General features: G+C 65.3%; 12 protein-coding genes. 7 read left to right on the top strand and 5 right to left on the bottom strand.

Annotated features, from left to right (window positions below):
* The first annotated feature begins 45 nt into the window (after positions 1 to 45).
* The 4 genes from leuS (at position 46) to VGG51_07400 (ending at position 6,235) form a co-directional block, all read left to right on the top strand.
* The gene (gene leuS / locus VGG51_07415; GenBank protein HEY1882852.1) at positions 46 to 2,535 is read left to right on the top strand and encodes a leucine--tRNA ligase; all 2,490 of its coding nucleotides are present in this window, start codon (positions 46 to 48) and stop codon (positions 2,533 to 2,535) included.
* Positions 2,532 to 3,764, top strand: a complete 1,233-nt coding sequence (locus VGG51_07410) for an FAD-dependent oxidoreductase (GenBank protein ID HEY1882851.1) — start codon at positions 2,532 to 2,534, stop codon at positions 3,762 to 3,764. The genes leuS and VGG51_07410 overlap by 4 nt, the downstream gene beginning before the upstream one ends.
* A gap of 102 nt (positions 3,765 to 3,866) precedes the next feature.
* Positions 3,867 to 5,330: a cupin domain-containing protein gene (locus tag VGG51_07405; protein ID HEY1882850.1), complete on the top strand. Its 1,464-nt coding sequence runs from the start codon at positions 3,867 to 3,869 to the stop codon at positions 5,328 to 5,330.
* Positions 5,327 to 6,235 carry a sucrase ferredoxin gene (locus VGG51_07400; GenBank protein ID HEY1882849.1) on the top strand — a complete coding sequence of 303 codons (909 nt, stop codon included), beginning with the start codon at positions 5,327 to 5,329 and terminating at the stop codon, positions 6,233 to 6,235. The genes VGG51_07405 and VGG51_07400 overlap by 4 nt, the downstream gene beginning before the upstream one ends.
* Here the strand turns inward: VGG51_07400 and aqpZ are convergent.
* From aqpZ to VGG51_07385, 3 genes are all read right to left on the bottom strand, one after another.
* Complete coding sequence (gene aqpZ, locus VGG51_07395) at positions 6,232 to 6,930, bottom strand: aquaporin Z (GenBank protein ID HEY1882848.1); 699 nt, start codon at positions 6,928 to 6,930, stop codon at positions 6,232 to 6,234. The genes VGG51_07400 and aqpZ overlap by 4 nt on opposite strands.
* 68 nt (positions 6,931 to 6,998) lie before the next feature.
* Positions 6,999 to 8,681, bottom strand: coding sequence for an ATP-dependent DNA ligase (locus VGG51_07390; GenBank protein HEY1882847.1), 1,683 nt, complete (start codon positions 8,679 to 8,681; stop codon positions 6,999 to 7,001).
* Complete coding sequence (locus VGG51_07385; protein HEY1882846.1) at positions 8,663 to 9,598, bottom strand: NAD-dependent epimerase/dehydratase family protein; 936 nt, start codon at positions 9,596 to 9,598, stop codon at positions 8,663 to 8,665. The genes VGG51_07390 and VGG51_07385 overlap by 19 nt, the downstream gene beginning before the upstream one ends.
* Positions 9,599 to 9,654: 56 nt before the next feature.
* Here VGG51_07385 and VGG51_07380 point away from each other — a divergent pair, with 56 nt between their 5' ends.
* Positions 9,655 to 11,970 (top strand): DNA internalization-related competence protein ComEC/Rec2, encoded by a 2,316-nt coding sequence (locus VGG51_07380; protein HEY1882845.1) that lies wholly within the window; start codon positions 9,655 to 9,657, stop codon positions 11,968 to 11,970.
* 4 nt (positions 11,971 to 11,974) lie between these two features.
* Here VGG51_07380 and VGG51_07375 read toward each other — a convergent pair whose 3' ends face one another.
* Positions 11,975 to 12,877: a DUF5996 family protein gene (locus VGG51_07375; GenBank protein HEY1882844.1), complete on the bottom strand. Its 903-nt coding sequence runs from the start codon at positions 12,875 to 12,877 to the stop codon at positions 11,975 to 11,977.
* A gap of 86 nt (positions 12,878 to 12,963) precedes the next feature.
* On the opposite strand from VGG51_07375, the gene VGG51_07370 reads away from it, so the two are divergent.
* Complete coding sequence (locus VGG51_07370) at positions 12,964 to 13,668, top strand: MgtC/SapB family protein (protein ID HEY1882843.1); 705 nt, start codon at positions 12,964 to 12,966, stop codon at positions 13,666 to 13,668.
* 22 nt (positions 13,669 to 13,690) lie between these two features.
* Positions 13,691 to 13,999: a DUF2277 domain-containing protein gene (locus tag VGG51_07365; protein ID HEY1882842.1), complete on the top strand. Its 309-nt coding sequence runs from the start codon at positions 13,691 to 13,693 to the stop codon at positions 13,997 to 13,999.
* Here VGG51_07365 and VGG51_07360 read toward each other — a convergent pair.
* Positions 13,951 to 17,142 (bottom strand): efflux RND transporter permease subunit, encoded by a 3,192-nt coding sequence (locus tag VGG51_07360; GenBank protein HEY1882841.1) that lies wholly within the window; start codon positions 17,140 to 17,142, stop codon positions 13,951 to 13,953. The two genes, VGG51_07365 and VGG51_07360, sit on opposite strands and share 49 nt — an antisense overlap.

Here is a 17,142-nt window from a genome sequence, read left to right as displayed (position 1 = left end):
CCCTGCGTTGCAAAGGGTAGCGGCGCGGCCGCCGGAGCGTGTACGATGCTCTTCATGGCCGAAAGCTACGACTTCGCTTCGATCGAACATAAGTGGCAGTCGCGCTGGGAGCGCGACGCGTCCTATCGCGCGCCCAACCAGAGCGAAAAGCCTAAGTACTACGCGATGGAGATGCTGCCGTATCCCTCCGGCGATTTGCACATCGGCCACGCGAAGAACTATTCGATCGGCGACGCGGTCGCGCGCATGATGCGGATGCTCGGCTACAACGTGCTGCACCCGATGGGCTGGGATGCCTTCGGCTTGCCGGCAGAAAACGCCGCGATCGCGCGCGGCGCCGATCCGGCAGCCTGGACCACCGAAAACATCCTCAACATGCGCCGCCAGATTCGCTTGATGGGGACGAGCTACGACTGGTCGCGCGAGATCGCGACCTGCGAGCCCGAGTTCTATCGCTGGAATCAGTGGCTCTTTTTGCGTCTTTACGAGCGCGGCCTCGCGTATAAACGTGAGGCGCCGGTCAACTGGTGCCCGCAGGATCAAACCGTGCTCGCCAACGAGCAAGTCCAAGACGGACGCTGCTGGCGCTGCGGTCACCTGGTCGAACGCCGCAATCTTTCGCAGTGGTTTCTCCGCATAACCGCCTACGCCGACCGCCTGTTGGAAGACCTCGACCAGCTGCCGGGCTGGCCCGATCGCACGCGCACGATGCAGCGTAACTGGATCGGACGCAGCGAAGGCGCGACGTTTGCTTTTGCGGTGGACGGTCTCGACGCCGGCATCGAGGTCTTTACGACGCGCCTCGACACCGTGTACGGCGTCACGTTTTTGGCCGTGGCCGCCGAGCATCCAATCGTCGCCGCGCTCGAGAGAATCATCTCGGCCGAGCGCAGCGCGCAGATCGCCGCCTTCGCCGAGAGCTTGAAGTCGAAGTCCGAGCTCGAGCGCACGAGCCTCATGGAAAAACGCGGCATCTTTACCGGTGCCTACGCGATTCATCCGCTCTCTCGCGAACGCGTTCCGATCTGGGTTACCAGCTACGTCCTTGCCGATTACGGCACCGGCGCGGTCATGGGCGTGCCGGCGCACGACGAACGGGACTTCGAGTTTGCGCGCAAGCACGCGCTCCCGGTCGTCACCGTCGTCGTTCCTCCAGATGAAGCCGAAGTCGTACCGGATGGTTCCTTCGTCGAAGACGGGCGCCTCATCGCCAGCGACGATTTCAGCGGAATGTCGAGCGAACGCGCCCGCGCGGCGATTGCCGCGCGGCTCGAGACGTTGGGAATCGGCAAGCGCAGCGTCAACTACAAGCTGCGCGATTGGTTGATCTCACGCCAGCGTTATTGGGGAACGCCGATTCCGATCGTGTACTGTCCGCGCTGCGGCGAAGTTCCGGTTCCCGACGAAGATTTGCCGGTGCTCCTGCCGCCGGGGGTGCGCTTGGGCGGTGAGGGTTCGCCGCTCGCTTCGGTCGCGGAGTTCGTCGAAACTAAGTGTCCGTCGTGCGGGGAACCCGCACGACGCGAGGCGGATACGATGGACACGTTCTTCGAATCAAGCTGGTACTATCTGCGCTACCTCGATCCGCACAACGACCAGTTGCCGTGGTCCCTCGCGCGGGCGCAACAGTGGATGAACGTCGACCAGTACATCGGCGGCGCCGAACACACCGTGCTTCACCTGCTCTACTCACGCTTCTTTTATAAGTTCTTTCACGATCGCGGCTGGGTCGAGGGCCCCGACGAACCCTTCGCGCACCTCTTCCACCAGGGCATGGTGCTGCGCGACGGCGAGAAGATGTCGAAATCTCGCGGCAACGTGGTCGGTATCGACGAGACCGCGGAAAAGACCGGGGTCGACGCGATGCGGCTCTTCCTGCTCTATGTGACGCCGCCGGAAGATACGAGCGACTGGACCGACGAGGGAATCAGCGGCCGCGTACGCTTGCTGCACCGGATCTGGCGAGCCTGCCGGCCCTTCTTGGAACGCGCCGCGCCGGAGCGCGGCGAAAGCGGCCGCGCTCTGCCGCCGGCCGAATCGAACGATGACAAGGCGCTGCTGCGCGCCGTCCATCTGGTCGCAAAGTCGGCCGTCGAGGAGACGCTCTCGCGCCGCTTCCATTACAACACGACGATTGCGAAGCTCGACGAACTCGTAAACGCGATGACGGCCGCGGCGGGCACGAGGCCCGATTCGCCGGCGCTCCTTTACGCCGTGCGCTCGATGCCGATCCTGATCGCGCCGTTCGCGCCGCACATCGCCGAAGAGCTGTGGGAAGGGCTCGGCAACCGCGGATCCGTGCACCTGGAGTCGTACCTCGAACCCGACGAACGAGCGCTCGTGCTCGAAGAGATTACACTCGTCGTTCAGGTGAACGGGAAGGTTCGCGCCCGCATCCGGGTCCCGGCGTCGATCGCTCGAGAGCGGGCATTGGCGCTCGCCCTCGAAGAGCCCAACGTTCACGCTCATCTCGAAGGGAAGCCCGTGCGCAAACAGATCTACGTCCCCGGCAAGCTGGTCAACATCGTCGCATGATCTCGCCGCAGCAAATATCCACTAGCGTCTGCATCGTCGGCGGAGGACCGTGCGGCATGATGCTTGGCGTGCTGCTCGCGCGCGCCGGGGTCGACGTGGTGGTGCTCGAAAAATATCCGGACTTCTTTCGCGATTTCCGCGGCGACACGATCCACCCGTCGACGCTGGACCTGCTCTTCGAGCTGGGCTGGCTCGAAGAGTTCTTGGCGCTGCCGCACAACCAGTTTGCGACCGTCGGCGCAAACATCGCGGGAGAGAACGTCCAAGTCGCAGACTTTTCGCATCTGCGCACGCACTGTAAGTTCGTGGGCATGATGCCGCAGTGGGACTTTCTGAATTTTCTTGCCGCGCAGGCAAAACGCTATCCGACGTTCCACTTGCTGATGAAGACCGCCGGAACCGCGCTGATTGAAGAGGGCAGCCGCACGACCGGCGTACGCGCCGTGGGGCCCGATGGCGAGCTCCAGATCGATGCAAAGCTCGTTGTGGGAGCCGATGGACGTCACTCGACGGTGCGCGCGCTCGCGGGCTTGACCGTCGACAACCTCGGCGCCCCGATGGACGTTCTGTGGATGCGCATCTCCAAAAGCCCCAGCGACCCGACCGCAGCACTTGGAAGGCTGATAACTGGTCACTTGATGGTCACGCTCGACCGCGGTGACTACTGGCAGGTGGCGTACATCATCGCCAAAGGCTCGTACGACGCGCTTAAAAGCAAGGGGATCGAAGCGCTGCAGGAATCGATTGTAGAGGTTGCACCGTTTTTCTCCGACCGCGTCACCGAGATCGACGATTGGTCGAAGGTCTCGATGCTCGAGGTGCGCATCGACCGCCTCGAGCACTGGCACAAACCTGGGCTGCTCTGTATCGGTGACTCTGCGCACGCGATGTCGCCGATCGGCGGCGTCGGGATCAATCTCGCGATTCAAGACGCGGTCGCGACGGCCAATATTCTTGCGCCGGTGCTGGCCGCCGGGGACGCCCCGAGCGACGACGACTTGCAGCGCGTCCAAGAGCGTCGCATGTTTCCGACGAAGATCACCCAAGACTTTCAGCTGTTCATTCAAAATCGCGCGATCGATCCGCTCTTACATGGCGCGCAGATTACGCGGCCTCCCCTGGCCGTGCGCCTCTTCGACGAGTTTCCGCTCCTGCGCCGCCTTCCCGCGCGGCTGATCGGCGTCGGCGTACGCCCCGAGCACATCCGAACTCCAGACGCGTTCCCCTAAGAGTTCCTCGTCCGCCAGTTTTGCGGCCGGCTCCGGTGGGCAAGCTAGGACAGCAACTTTTTCGAAATCACTAACACTCTTGAGATAGGAGTCGCGCGATGTTTGAAGACGATCAGTTCCGCAGCGAGGGACCTGCCGACGGCGGTGCTTCCGGGCGGCCGGGAGTTCACGACGGCGGCGCGGATGGCGGTGCCGACGGCGGAGCCGAAGGGCCGGCCGACGGCGGTGCTTCGGGAAGGCCGGGGGTTCACGACGGCGGTGCCGACGGCGGCGCCGAAGGGCCGGCCGATGGCGGCGCGTCGGGTAAACCGGGGGTTCACGATGGAGGTGCCGACGGGGGCGCTGACGGCGGAGCCAATCGCTGACCCGCTATTCCGCATCACCGGACTCAAACTCGAGGAGTTCGGCGCGCGGTACTGGGATGCGGCGCCGCTGGTTGCAACGGCGGCGCAGCTTCCCGGCGACGGCTTCGATGATTTGCTCTCGCTTGGTGCGGTCGACGAACTAGTATCGCAGCGAGGGCTGCGCACGCCCTTCGTACGGATGAGCAGGGACGGCGAGCTCGTATCGTCGTCCCGCTTTACGCGCAGCGGCGGTGCGGGGGCCGAGATCTCCGATCAAGTCGCCGACGATAGCGTGCTCGTCGAGTTCGAGGCCGGCGCAACGCTCGTGCTGCAAGCGTTGCATCGAACGTGGTTCCCCATCCAAACCTTTGCTCGCGAGCTTTCGGCGCAGCTGGGACACCCCGTCCAGGTCAATGCGTACGTAACGCCTCCGCAGAACGCCGGGTTTGCGCCGCACTACGACGTTCACGACGTGTTCGTGCTGCAGTTCGCGGGCCGCAAGCGTTGGCGAATTTACGAGCCGGTACTGAATGCCCCGCTGCGCGATCAGCCGTGGCAGGAGCGACGAGCGGCGGTCGAGGCTCGCGCTGCGCAAACGCCGCTCATCGATCGCGTTCTCGAACGCGGCGACGTGCTGTATTTACCCCGCGGGTACATCCACGCGGCGACGTCGCTGGAGGAAATTTCGGGCCACCTGACCATCGGCGTCCATCCCGTCACGCGGCGAATGCTCGCCGACCATGCGCTCGCGTCGCTTTGCTACGATGCGGAGTTACGCCGGTCGCTGCCGATTGGTGTGAATCTCTGCGACGAAAAGGCCATTGAAACAGATTTCGCCGCGACGATCGCGGCGCTTCGGACCGCGATCGACCGTTTGGATCGCAAAGCCGCGGCGAGCGGAATCGCGAAATATCTCGCGTCGGCAATGCGGCCGGCCGCGATAGCACCGTTCGATCAAATCGCCGCGTCGGCCGAACTCGCCCCGGAGCGACGCGTGCGCCTCCGGCCCGGACTGCGCGTGCTGGTGCACGACGGCAGCGAGCAGGTCGTCATAGCGTTACCGGATCGAGAAGTTGCGTTGCCGGCGGTCTTTGGCGAGGCCGCGCGCGTGGCAGCGTCCGGCTCTTCCGTTTCGGCAGCCGAACTGCCAGGCATCAACACCGAGCAGGGAATGGCCCTTCTTGCCACACTGCTGCGCGCCGGCGTCCTCGTCCCCGTGTGACGAACGGTTCGGCATTTCGCTGTGCCGTCGCGGCCGAGACGCGCGGCGATCCGATGATCGGCACGGCTCCGCCGCAGACGCGCCTGCTCCTCGTTCACCAGCCGGGAGGGTGGGGACCGCGCGGCTTAGTCGAGAGCCGATGCGACCCGGAGGTGGCGCGCCGCATCGATGCTGCCGCCGCCGATGCGGGCATGCGTCTGCAGGCGATTCGGCTTCCAGGCAGACACGACGCCGCCGCAACGGCCGGCGGTTACGACGTAGCGATCGCCGATACGCGCAGCAGCCCGGCTACGACGACGTGGTGGCGCGTACGCGAGTTGGCGGAGATCGCCGCGGAACTTGAAACCGGGGGTCCACACCGTAGGCCTGTCGCAATCGATACGGCTCCGCTCTACCTGGTCTGCACGCACGGCAGGCACGATGCGTGCTGCGCGCTGCGCGGCAGACCGGTCGCGCAAGCGTTGCAGCAGATCCGCCCCGACCGCGTATGGGAAACGACACATCTTGGCGGCGACCGTTTCGCGGCCAACCTCTTGATCTTACCGACCGGCGAACTCTACGGACGCGTGCCGGCGCAACTCGCAGCGGAACTCGTTGAGCGCACCGATGCCGGCGAACTGCTGCCTTCGCTGCTGCGCGGCCGCATCGGCCTCGCACCAGTGGTACAAGCAGCGCTCGCGTTCGCGCATCAGCAACTCAACGTTGTCGAGCGAGACGCGCTAACGGTGGGCTCCATCCGTTGGCTCGAAAACGAACGTGCCGAAGTGGAGGTAATCGATCGCCGGCACAGATCGATCGTTACCGTCGAAACGACGGTTAGCCGCGCCGCTGCGCTGACGTGTCGCGGGCCGGAAAACGCACGCGCACGCGAATACCGGGGAGTCCGGCTGGACTCCGCCGTCTAGGCCTCCGAACCAAAGAGCGAGTCGTAGAGCTTGCCGCCGATCGCACCGCCGACGATCGGTGCGACCCAGAAGAGCCAGAGCTGCGCAATCGCCCAGCCGCCCACGTAGACCGCGACGGCGGTGGAGCGCGCCGGATTGACCGAGGTGTTCGTCACCGGAATGCTGATGAGGTGGATGAGCGTCAGCGCGAGTCCGATCGGAATCGGCGCAAATCCGGCGATAACGCGCTTGGCCGTCGACCCGGCGATGATGAAGATGAACATGCCCGTCATTACGAGTTCGCAGACGGCGCAGGCGAGCAGTGAGAAGTGGCCCGGCGAGTGATCGCCGTAACCGTTTGACGCAAAGCCGTTCGCCGTCGTAAACCCGGCCTGGCCGCTGGCGATGATATAGAGAACGCCGCCGGCGATGACGCCGCCGATCACCTGCGCGACGATGTACCAAATGACGTCTTTTCCGGGAAAGCGGCGAGCCGCCCACAGGCCGACGGTCACGGCGGGATTGATGTGACACCCCGAAATGCCGCCGATCGCGAAGGCCATCGTGAGCAGCGTGAGCCCGAAGGCCAGCGCCACGCCGGCAAATCCGATACCGAGATTGGGAAAGGCAGCCGCGAGTACGGCGCTGCCGCAGCCGCCGAGAACCAGCCAAAACGTACCAATGAGCTCTGCTGCGAGTCGTTTAGAGAGAGGCATAGGCGACCTCCATATCTTTGACTACGTCGAGTAGGGCTTGCGTTCGCTCGCTCCTGCGGCGCACCTTCTCATCCGAATCCCTCTCTGGCGAGCATCTCTGTGTAGATTTCGCGCACGCGCTCGAGCGTGTCGATTTCCTCCGGCGGCTTGTCGTCGCGAATTCGAACGATCCGCGGAAAGCGCAGGCTGAAACCGCTTTCGTGCAGATCGCTGCGCGCAATGACGTCGAACGCTACCTCAAGGACGATCGCCGGCTCGACTGGGATCTCCGACGCTCGCGCCTTCGCTCGACGCCGTTGGGGCGCGATCCGGTGAGCGAGAAACCAGGGCGTCAGTCCGGCGATCTCCGCGTCGGTCAATCCCGAGTACGCTTTACCGATGACGACCGGCTGCCCGTCGTCGCCGCGCACCGCAAACGTGTAGTCGGAGAGCACGCCGGAGCGTTTGCCGTGCCCCCATTCGACCGCGACGACGACGGCGTCGAGCGTCGACAGCTCGCGTTTGAGCTTGAGCCACCACTTTCCGCGGCGGCCAGGGAGATACGGGGCATCCGCGCGCTTGAGCACGAGGCCTTCGTTCCCCCGGGCGCGAGCCGCGTCGAAGCGCGCGTTGATTTCGGCGGCCGGCGGTTCGCGCACGAGATCGTACGGAGCAATCGTCGCGAACGCGGACGGCAGCTCGAGCGTTGCGAGCCGCTCCCGGCGCGCGATCAGCGGTTCGTCGATCAGCAGTTCGCCGTCGTACGCGAGCACGTCGAAAACGGCGTATGAGATCGGAACCTCGCAACGCAGCGACTCCTCGACGACTTTGCGCTGCAGCCGCGCCTGCAGCGTACGAAAGGGGAGCACCCGCCCGTCTCGCATCGCGACGATCTCTCCATCGAGGATGACCTCGTGCTGGATCGCGGCCAGTGCATCGATCAGTTCCGGATAGGCGGCCGACACGTCGTTGAGCCGGCGCGAGTACAGACGCGCTTGCCGATCGCGGATGTGAGCCTGAGCGCGTATCCCGTCGTATTTATCTTCGACGAGCCACGCATCGCCGTCGAGATCGCCGTAGCTATCGCCGTACGGAATCGGCGTGGCGAGCATGAACCCGATCGGCGTACCGTACTCGACGCGGAGCTCGTCGAGCGTTCCGTGCTTGGCGGCAAGCGCGACCGCGCCGACGTCGCCCGCCGCCATCAGCCCCCGGCGAACGGCCGCGGGAGCTGCACCGAACGCCTCGCCGATGGCTTCGAGCACCAAGCCTTCTCGCAGGCCGACGCGCAGGTCGCCCGTGACGATCTTCACGACGTACGTTGCGGTCTGCGGGTCCTCGCATGCGCGCAGGATGCGTTCGAGCACCGCCTCCCGGAGGCGTCCCGAACGTTTTCCCGACGCACCGGCGATCTCGCCGAAGAACGCGTCGAGCATCGCCGGTGTCAGGCGATCGGCAAAGAGCGTCGCCTCGCGCGGCGTACGGACGAGACGACCCAATGCCGCGCCCAGATCGCCCGTCGCGCGGTACGCCGCTTCCAAGGCCGCGTCGTCGAAATTCCAGACTCGGCGCGCGGCCTCGACGATCGTTCGGCCGCCTACGGAGAGTTTACGCCGGTCGCGTGCCGCAAACGGCGTGCCGGTGAAGAAACGCGTCGCCGCGACGAGATCCGCGTCGTCGAGCGAGCGCAGGTACTGCGCGAGCGCGGCAACTTTTTCGAGCTTGGCTGAGGTCGAGCCGATCAGCTGCGCGGTTAGAGCGAAGCGCTCCATCGCTCGAAGTATTCGTACGTCGCGGCAATGCCGTCGCTCAGTGCCGTCGACGGCGTCCACCCGAGCTCCGCGGCCGCTCGCGAGGCGTCGAACTGTGCGGCCCGCGCGTCTCCGACGCGCGCCTCGCTGTGTTCGACTGGCGCTTCGAAGCCGCTGATCGCAACGAGCTGGCGATAGATCTCGTTCACGCTGGTCTGCACGTTGGTTCCGATGACGTAGCACTCGCCCGAACCGCGCTCGAGCGCCGCGAGGTTCGCGCGTGCGACGTCTGCGACGTACACGTAGTCGCGCGTCTGCTCGCCGTCCCAGTCGATGCGCACCCCCTTGTGGGCCAAGAACTTACCGATGAAGATCGAGATCACGCCGGCCTCGCCGTTGGGATCTTGGCGCGGCCCGTAGACGTTGCCGTACCGAAGGGCGGTGAAATCGAGATTCCGGGAGGCCTTGAAGAAACGCAGGTAGTGCTCGGCCACCATCTTCGTGATGCCGTAGGGCGAGCTCGGGCGCTGCGGCATATCGTCGGTAATCGGCAAATGGTCCGGCGTGCCGAAGCTCGCACCGCTCGAGGCGAAGATCACCTTTCGCGCACCCGACCGCTGCGCGTGCTCGAGCACGTTGAGCAGGCCGACCACGTTGACTTGCGCGTCGTAGATGGGATCTCGCGAAGAGATCGCCACCGAGTGCTGGGCGGCGTGATGGCTGACGACTTCCGGCGCGAAATCGGCGAATATCCGGCCGATCGCCTCGTCGCGAATATCCATGTGAACCAATGAGACGCCCTCGGGAACGTTGGCGCGCCGTCCGCCCCCATGTTCCCAGAGCGAATCGACGATCAGCACGTCGTGGCCCGCCGCGAGATACGCGTCGGCAATGTGCGACCCGATGAAACCGGCGCCTCCGGTAATCACAACGCGCATCGTCGCGCTCCGTTACGCTGTGCCGACTAGCCGGCGCGCCGGGTCGTCGCAGGGGGATGGCGATGCCATCGTGGGGACTCCTTTGCTGTTCGGTCGCGACCTTGTTAGGAACGCTAGCCGTTACGCCGCTCTCCGCCGATTTCCGCCCCGTGGAGGCAATCGGTTTGGCGGCGTTGGCCGTTTATCTCTGTTTTGGCCGCGAGTCGCCGCGCTTTCGCGTCGTCGTATTGCTCGCCCTGGTCGCCGCCGCGTCGAACGCGCAACTCCGCCACAACGGCGAGCGGATAGTGCAGGAACGCCGCACGGCCCGGTACGCCGCGACGCTGCTCGACCGAGAAGTCACCGACGACGGATCGACGGCAATGACGCTCGCGCTCGACGACGGTACGATCGTGCTCGGCCGCCTGCGTTCTGAGGCACGAACTCCCGGAGCGCAGCTGATCGTGCGAGGCCGGCTCGCGCCGTTCGACGATGCACGAAATCCCGGCGAGCCGAGCGAACGCGCGATCGAGCACGACCGTGGCGTCGACGGACGGCTCGACGAAGCCGAGATCCTCTCCTCCTCCGGCTCGCACTGGAGTGCGGCGATCGCTCTGGCGCAATTGCACCTGTGGGCACACGAGCGATTGCGGGAGCGTCTCGGCGAACCGGCGGCTTCGGTGCTTGCGGGCGAGCTGTGGGGAGAACGCTCGGCGCTGCCGCCGCTCTTGCGCAGCGAGTTTCAAGAGACCGGCACCGTACACGTGTTGGTCACCGCCGGTCTGCACGTGGGCGCGGTGACCGCACTCTGCCTGCTCCTGCTTTCGCTGGCCGCGCTGCCGCGCTGGTCGACCTGCGCGCTCGCCATCGCGCTTGCGTGGGCTTTCGTCTGGTGGAGTGGAGCGCAGCTGCCCGCCGAGCGCGCCGCCACGATGGCATCGCTTGCGCTGATTGCACGCGCTTGCGGCCGCGCGACGTTTTCATTCAACTCGCTCGCCGGCGCCGCGATCGTCGTCGCGTACTTGCGCCCCCAGAGCGTCGCCAGCGCGTCGTTTGCGCTTTCATTCTCTTGCGTCGGCGCCATCTTCGCCTGCGCGACCCCAATCGAGCGCGCGATCGAAGCGCACGTCGCCTTACCTGCGCGCGTACGTGAAGGGCTGATGCTCACGCTGGCGACCCAGCTCGGAACGTGGCCGCTCGGCGCGGCCGTCTTTTTGCAGTTTGCGCCCTACGCCGTCGCGGCAAACCTCGCGGTGGTTCCCTGCGTCGCCCTGACGATGGCGTTGGGCGCGGGGCAGCTCGCGCTGAGCTGGTGCGAACCGTTAGCCGCTGCGTGCGCGAACCTCAACTCATGGCTGCTCGCGTGGATGCTCGGCGTCGTGCAGACCGTCGCCGGAGCACCATACTCCGTGCTGCCGATGACACCGGCGCCGGCGTGGTGCATTGCGTTCTACGACGTCGCGCTGCTCGCGGCGCCCGCGCTTTGGAACAAAGGCGCACGCACGCCGGCGGCCGCCGCGCTTGCGCTTGCAACCGGCTTCGTACTCTGGCCGCCGCAGACGTTCGACGGACGTCTGCGCATAACGGTCCTCGACGTGGGACAGGCCGACGGAATCGTGATTCAAACGCCGCGCGGCCACGCGCTCCTGGTCGACGCCGGCGGACGCCTCGAACGAGGCTCGCGTAACGGCGATTCGGTCGCCGAACGCGTCGGCGAACGGACGGTCGTGCCGTTCCTCTTACGACAGGGGATACACCGGCTCGACGCACTGATTCTGTCGCACCCGCACGGCGATCACGCGGGCGGCGTCGCGCCGGTACTTCGCCGGATAGGCGTCGCTGCGTTCGACGACGGCGGCCAGAGCTACAGCGGCCACGCGTATCGCGACGCGATCGCGACCGCCCGCGGGGCGGGCGTGCCGATTTTTTACCCGCGCGCCGGTCTACGCTGGCAGACCGACGACGGCGTTACGCTGAGGTTCATCGGCCCTTCCTTGCCCTTCATCGGCGGAGGCAACGCGATCAACAGCAACTCGCTGGCGTTCGTGCTCGACTATCGTGGGTTTCACATGCTCTTTACCGGCGATGCCGGAACTGAAGCGGAGCAGCGGTTTCTGCGCGAAGGAATCGATTTGCGCGCCGGCGTGCTCAAGGTCGGCCACCATGGCTCGGCCTATGGATCGTCGCCGGCGTTCATCGCGGCGGTGGCTCCGCGGGTTGCGATCGTCTCGGTCGGGCGGCACAACCTCTTCGGGCATCCCGCAGCGTCGACCCTGGAGACGCTACGCCGATTCGGCGCGCGCATCTACCGTACCGACGAAGACGGGGGCGTCGGCGTCGTAAGCAATGGAGCGGGCTTCACCGTTTCGAGTTTTCTGCCGGCCAAACTCTAGCGTATTAGCCGGCGACGCGCTCGAGAGAGGCGCGATCCCAATGGCCGAGATTTGCCGCAGCTTCGTAGGTCGACTCGAAGAAGCCCAGGACAATGCGATCGGGATCCGGCGAAGCTCGCGCGCTCTCGTACGGCAGCAAAAACTCGCGCATCGCGCCGTTCCAGACTCCGGGCGTCGCGACGGCGGCATCGGCGAAACCGTTGGGCTCGGGATAGGCGTAGGCATAAAACGAGGCTTCGATTCCTGGCCCGCCCGGCCAAAACCCGACGCTGTACTCTTCGTGCGAATACGCTTCGCGCGTCACAAAGTCGGGCAAGTTCGGAACGCTGGGATGCAGGGGTGCGCGGCGTCCGGAGAAGCGAGTCGCCGACAAATCGAAGCTTCCCCAGAAGAAATGCACGGGGCTGGCCTTGCCGATAAAGCCGGCGCGGAAAATCTTGCAGAGGCGATCGGCCTGCAGCAGTGCCCGGAAGAAGCGCTCCACATAAGGCGCATCGTAGGACCCGTGAATGGTGTCGCGCTCGAACGCGATCGCGCCGGCGATCTCGCTGGGCATCGTATCGATCCGCACGGAGAAATCGAGCGCCCGCAGCTCGTCCATCAGCCGTTCGTAGAATGCAGCAACCGTCATCGGCTCGAGCGCAAATCCGGCGTGCTCGCCGTCGCAGCCGTCGAGCTGGAGCCGGTGTTGCAAAAAATCAAAGGTAATCGCGAAGGAACGCCCGTCACCGTAGGGCATCGCCGCGGTCGTAAGCCCGCTCGGGGTCACGTAGAGGGCAACGTTCCACCACTGATTGATCGGCGGCGTCAGCCGCAGACGGATCTTGCCGACGATCTGCGTCCATAGGTGGAGCGTCGCCAGGCTCTCTTTCCAATCGTCGTAGCGAAGCGTTGGCCAGCGTTCCATGCGCCGCCTTACGATTTGCGCTCGCAGGGTGCCTGCCGGCTGAATCTGCGGCTCGTCCGGCGAATCGACGCCCCGATGGTGGTCCGGTGAGCGCCTCGCTGTCGCACATTACCCCGCTCGAGCTCTTCGTGAGACTCGGTATCGCCGCGCTCTTGGGCGCCTTCATCGGCTTCGAGCGTCAGTGGCGTCAGCGGTCTGCCGGCCTGCATACGACCAGCCTCGTGGCCATCGGCGCCGCGCTCTTTACGCTGCTCGACATCGTCATGGGCGCGGGCGACAGGACCCGTATCGTCGCCGGCGTCGTCACCGGTGTCGGCTTCATCGCCGGGGGCGTCATCCTGCGCACGGGGGCGAACGTCTCGGGGCTCAACACGGCCGCGACGATGTGGGCCACGGCCGCGGTCGGAGCACTCGCCGGTTTCGGCCTCTGGGCGGAAGCCTTCGCCGGAGCGGCCGCCATCATTTTGCTCAACTGCGTCTTTCAACCGGTCGCCGACGCAATCGACGCGCGCGCCCACGCCCGGCAGGCCGCCGAAACGAGGTACAAGCTATCGGCGCTTTGCCGCCCTGAGAGCCAGGACGCAGCCGCAAGCGCAATCCTCGACGCCGCCGGCGGCTCGACGATCGGCCTGCAATCGATCGAACACCGGCGCACCGACGACGGCTTCATCAGCCTGCGCGCCGCCATCTATTCGCCCAAAGCCAACGATCGTGCGGTCGAAACCCTTTGCGGGCAGCTGCTGTCGTTGAGCGGCGTAGAAGCCTCGGAATGGCAGAAAAGCGCCCCGTAAAATCCCGATCCTGGAGAGCAACGTGTGCCGCAATATCAAGACCCTGCATAACTTCGAGCCGCCGGCGACCGACGCCGAGATCCGCGCTTCGGCGGTGCAGTTCGTCCGCAAGCTGAGCGGATTCGCGCGCCCGTCGAAAGCCAACGAGGCCGCGTTCGAGCGAGCCGTCGAGCGCGTCACCACTGCGGCGACGGAACTGCTCGACTCACTGGTAACGCACGCTCCAGCGCGCGATCGGGAGACGGAGAACGCGAAGGCCAAAGCGCGCGGCGCGCTGCGGCGTCAGTCGGTTTCGCCGGCGGCCGGCAGCGGCATCGGCAGCTCGATCTGATGCGAATCGGCTTCGCCGTTGAGCGAGGACGAGCGAAAATGCTGCGGCGCAAAGCGTAGATACATAATCGGAATAAGCAGCAGCGTCAGAACCAGCGAGCTCGAGAGGCCGCCGATCACGACGATGCCCAGCGGACGCTCGGCCTGCGACCCCGGATCGAGCGCGAGCGCCAGGGGCAGCATCCCGGCGATCATCGCGATCGTCGTCATGACGATCGGCCGAAATCTCGCGTGCGCGCTCTCCTCGATCGCTTCGAGCTTGGTAAGCCCGCGTTCGCGCAGCTGATTGGCGAAGTCGACGAGCAGAATGCCGTTCTTCGACACCAAGCCGACGAGCAGGATCGCGCCGATCATCGAGAAGAGATTGAGCGTCTGGTGGGTGAGCGCAAGCGCGCCGAGCGCGCCGACCACCGCGACCGGAACCGTGAACATGATGATGAACGGCGTCACGTAGCCGTTGTAGAGCGCGACCATCAGTAGGTAGACCAGCAAGATCGAGAGCGCCAGCGAGACGGCCATCTCGGTCGCGGTATCGTGCACGCTCTCCTGATTACCGCCGGCGACCGGCGTAACGACGATGCTTTTTGGCAGATCGAGCTGCCGCAGCCGCTTCTCGAAGGCTCGCTCGACGTTTGAAAGCGTCGCGCCGGGAGCGACGTTCGCCCCGATCAGCACGACGTTGCGCCGGTCGATCCGCATGATCAGCGGCGGCGCCGGCGCGCCGACCAGCGTAATGATGTCGCCGACGCGCACGATCGAGCCGTTGTTCGCGCGTATCGGAATCGCCGAGATCTGACCCAGCGAGCGCAGATCGGCCGGCGGGTAGATCACTTGTACGTCTTTGAGCCCCTGGGCACCGGTGAACTGCGTTGCCGTATCGCCGCCGAACGCGGCACGCACGGCCGTCGACGCCGTGCCGATGCTTGCGTCGAGTGCGCGCGCGTTGTTGCGGTCGAACTCGACCTCGACTTGCGGCGCCTCGTTCGTGAGCGACGTCGTCGCGTCGACGGTTCCCGGCGTCGCCGCCAGCGCGGAATACGCACGCGCCGCCGCCTGTGAAGGATCCGCGGTTAGGCTCGAAACGACGTAGGCGATCGGCTGGGCGATGCCGCCGGACGGATCGGTCGCCGGAACCGCGACGACGTTGGCGCCGGGCAAAAGCCCGCCGATCTTCGAGCGCAGGTAGTCGGACCAATACTCGGTCGAGTGCCCCCGCCGATCGCGCAGGAAGAGGTGGATCTGTCCGATTGCGCCGTTATTGATGTAGCCGCTGACCTGCCCCTGATAGGCGCCCGCCATTGTGGTCTCGGACTGCATATCCGCGATGCCGTCGATAACGCGTTCGGCCTTAAGCACGGCCTGCTGCGTCTGCGTCAGCGGCGTTCCCGTCGGGAACTCGATGTTGACGAAGATCTCACCGCGGTCGACCGGCGGCATGTATTCGAAACCGACGATCCCAAGCGGTATCAACAGCAACGCGAGAACCAGGCTCACGAACGAGATCCACACGACGGCCGAGCGGTGCTCGAGCCCCCACGGAAGCGCGCGCCGCGTATACCATTGCCGAACGTTCTCGAAGCCGCGGCCGAATCGATCGACGATTTTCCACGGTTTCCAGCGCGAATACAGCGCCCAGCGCCCGGCCAGCGCCGGCGTGACCGCAAAGGATACGAAGAGCGACGTCAGCGTCGCGACCGTAACGACGAGGCCGAACTCGCGCAAGAAGAGGCCGACGGAACCGGGGAGGAACGAAATCGGCGCAAAGACGACGACGATTACCAGCGTAATGACGATCGTCGCAACGCCGATCTGCGTCAGGCCGTTGACCGCAGCCGCTCTGGGCGCCTCGCCCTCGGCGTGATGCCGTTCGATATTCTCCAAGACGACGATCGAGTCGTCGACGAGGATGCCGATCATCAGCGTCATCGCCAGCAGCGATACGGTGTCGAGCGTAAAGCCGACGAGGCGCATCGCGGCCAGCGTGACGAGGAACGAGGCCGGCACGGAGATCATGACGACGATCGCGTTGCGCCAAGAGCGCAGGAAAAACAGCATCACGATCGCCGTGAAGAGGATGCCCTCGATCAGCGTCCGCGTGACGCCGGAGAGCAGCTCCTTCGTGTACGTCGACTGAACGCTCAAAACCGAAAAATTGATATCCGGATACTGCGCCCGCAGTGCGGGAAGCTGGGCGAGCACCGCGTTGGACGCAGCGACCTCGCTCGCGCCGGCGGCCTTCTGGACGTCGAGCTCGACGGTGGGCTTTGCGTTTGTGTAGGCATAGACGCGCTGCGTTTCGTAGGCGTCCTTCACGTTTGCGATGTCGCCGATCCGGTAGAGCCGCGGCGCAGCCGTCCACGGATAGACCGTGCTTTCCGCCGATCCGGCGGGCGAGGTCGTCGTGTTCCCGAGCAGCAGCCCCGCGACCGAGGGCACGTCGGTGATGTCGCCGCGAATGTCGAGGTTCGTCTCTCGGTTCGGCTGGTACACGATGCCGCCGGGAGCGCGTACGTTATTGTTCGCGACCGCGTTGATCACGTCGGTCAGCGTGAAGCCGGAGGACTGCAGCGCCCGCGGATTGACGTTAACCTGTATCGACGCCGTGACGGCGCCGTTCTCCTGAACGAACGAGACGCCGGGGACTTGTTCGATCGACGGAACGATCGTATTGGTCACGATCGATGAAAGGTCGCCCAGCGAGAGCGTCGACGAAGAAGCACTCAGTGAGACGACGACCGCCTCGCTCGGGTTGTAGATCGAGATTTGCGGCGTCGGAAGATCGCTCGGCAGCTGGTGCAACGAGTTCTGCACGCGCCCCTGCACCTGAACGAGATCCGTATTCTGATCGGAGGTCAAGGAGAAGACGGCGACGATCGAGGCCTGCCCGGGCTGAATCGACGTTTCGATGTAACTAAGGTCGGGCGCCCCCGCGATCTGATCCTCGAGCGGACGAACGATCGCATCGCGCATCTCCGTCGTCGAGGCTCCCGAGTACGTCAGCTGCACTTGGATCGAGGGCACGTCGTAATTCGGAAGCTGCTGTTTTACCAAGTTGAAGCCGGCGATCGTGCCCGCAAGCAGCACCAGCGAGAGAAAGACCGTGACGAGCGTCGGCCTGCGAACGAAGAGATCGGTCAGCCACAT

The organism is Candidatus Cybelea sp. (genome assembly GCA_036489315.1).
Lineage (GTDB): Bacteria > Vulcanimicrobiota > Vulcanimicrobiia > Vulcanimicrobiales > Vulcanimicrobiaceae > Cybelea.
Note: the sequence above shows the minus strand (reverse complement) of the source record. Positions and strands in the feature narration are given on the sequence as shown.

What these genes read in the sequence shown, in the direction of transcription:
- leuS (HEY1882852.1), top strand. Translation starts at nt 46, where the DNA reads ATGCTCTTCATGGCCGAAAGCTACGACTTCGCTTCGATCGAACATAAG.
- VGG51_07410 (HEY1882851.1), top strand. Translation starts at nt 2,532, where the DNA reads ATGATCTCGCCGCAGCAAATATCCACTAGCGTCTGCATCGTCGGCGGA.
- aqpZ (HEY1882848.1), bottom strand. Translation starts at nt 6,930, where the DNA reads ATGCCTCTCTCTAAACGACTCGCAGCAGAGCTCATTGGTACGTTTTGG.
- VGG51_07390 (HEY1882847.1), bottom strand. Translation starts at nt 8,681, where the DNA reads ATGGAGCGCTTCGCTCTAACCGCGCAGCTGATCGGCTCGACCTCAGCC.
- VGG51_07385 (HEY1882846.1), bottom strand. Translation starts at nt 9,598, where the DNA reads ATGCGCGTTGTGATTACCGGAGGCGCCGGTTTCATCGGGTCGCACATT.
- VGG51_07380 (HEY1882845.1), top strand. Translation starts at nt 9,655, where the DNA reads ATGGCGATGCCATCGTGGGGACTCCTTTGCTGTTCGGTCGCGACCTTG.
- VGG51_07375 (HEY1882844.1), bottom strand. Translation starts at nt 12,877, where the DNA reads ATGGAACGCTGGCCAACGCTTCGCTACGACGATTGGAAAGAGAGCCTG.
- VGG51_07360 (HEY1882841.1), bottom strand. Translation starts at nt 17,142, where the DNA reads ATGTGGCTGACCGATCTCTTCGTTCGCAGGCCGACGCTCGTCACGGTC.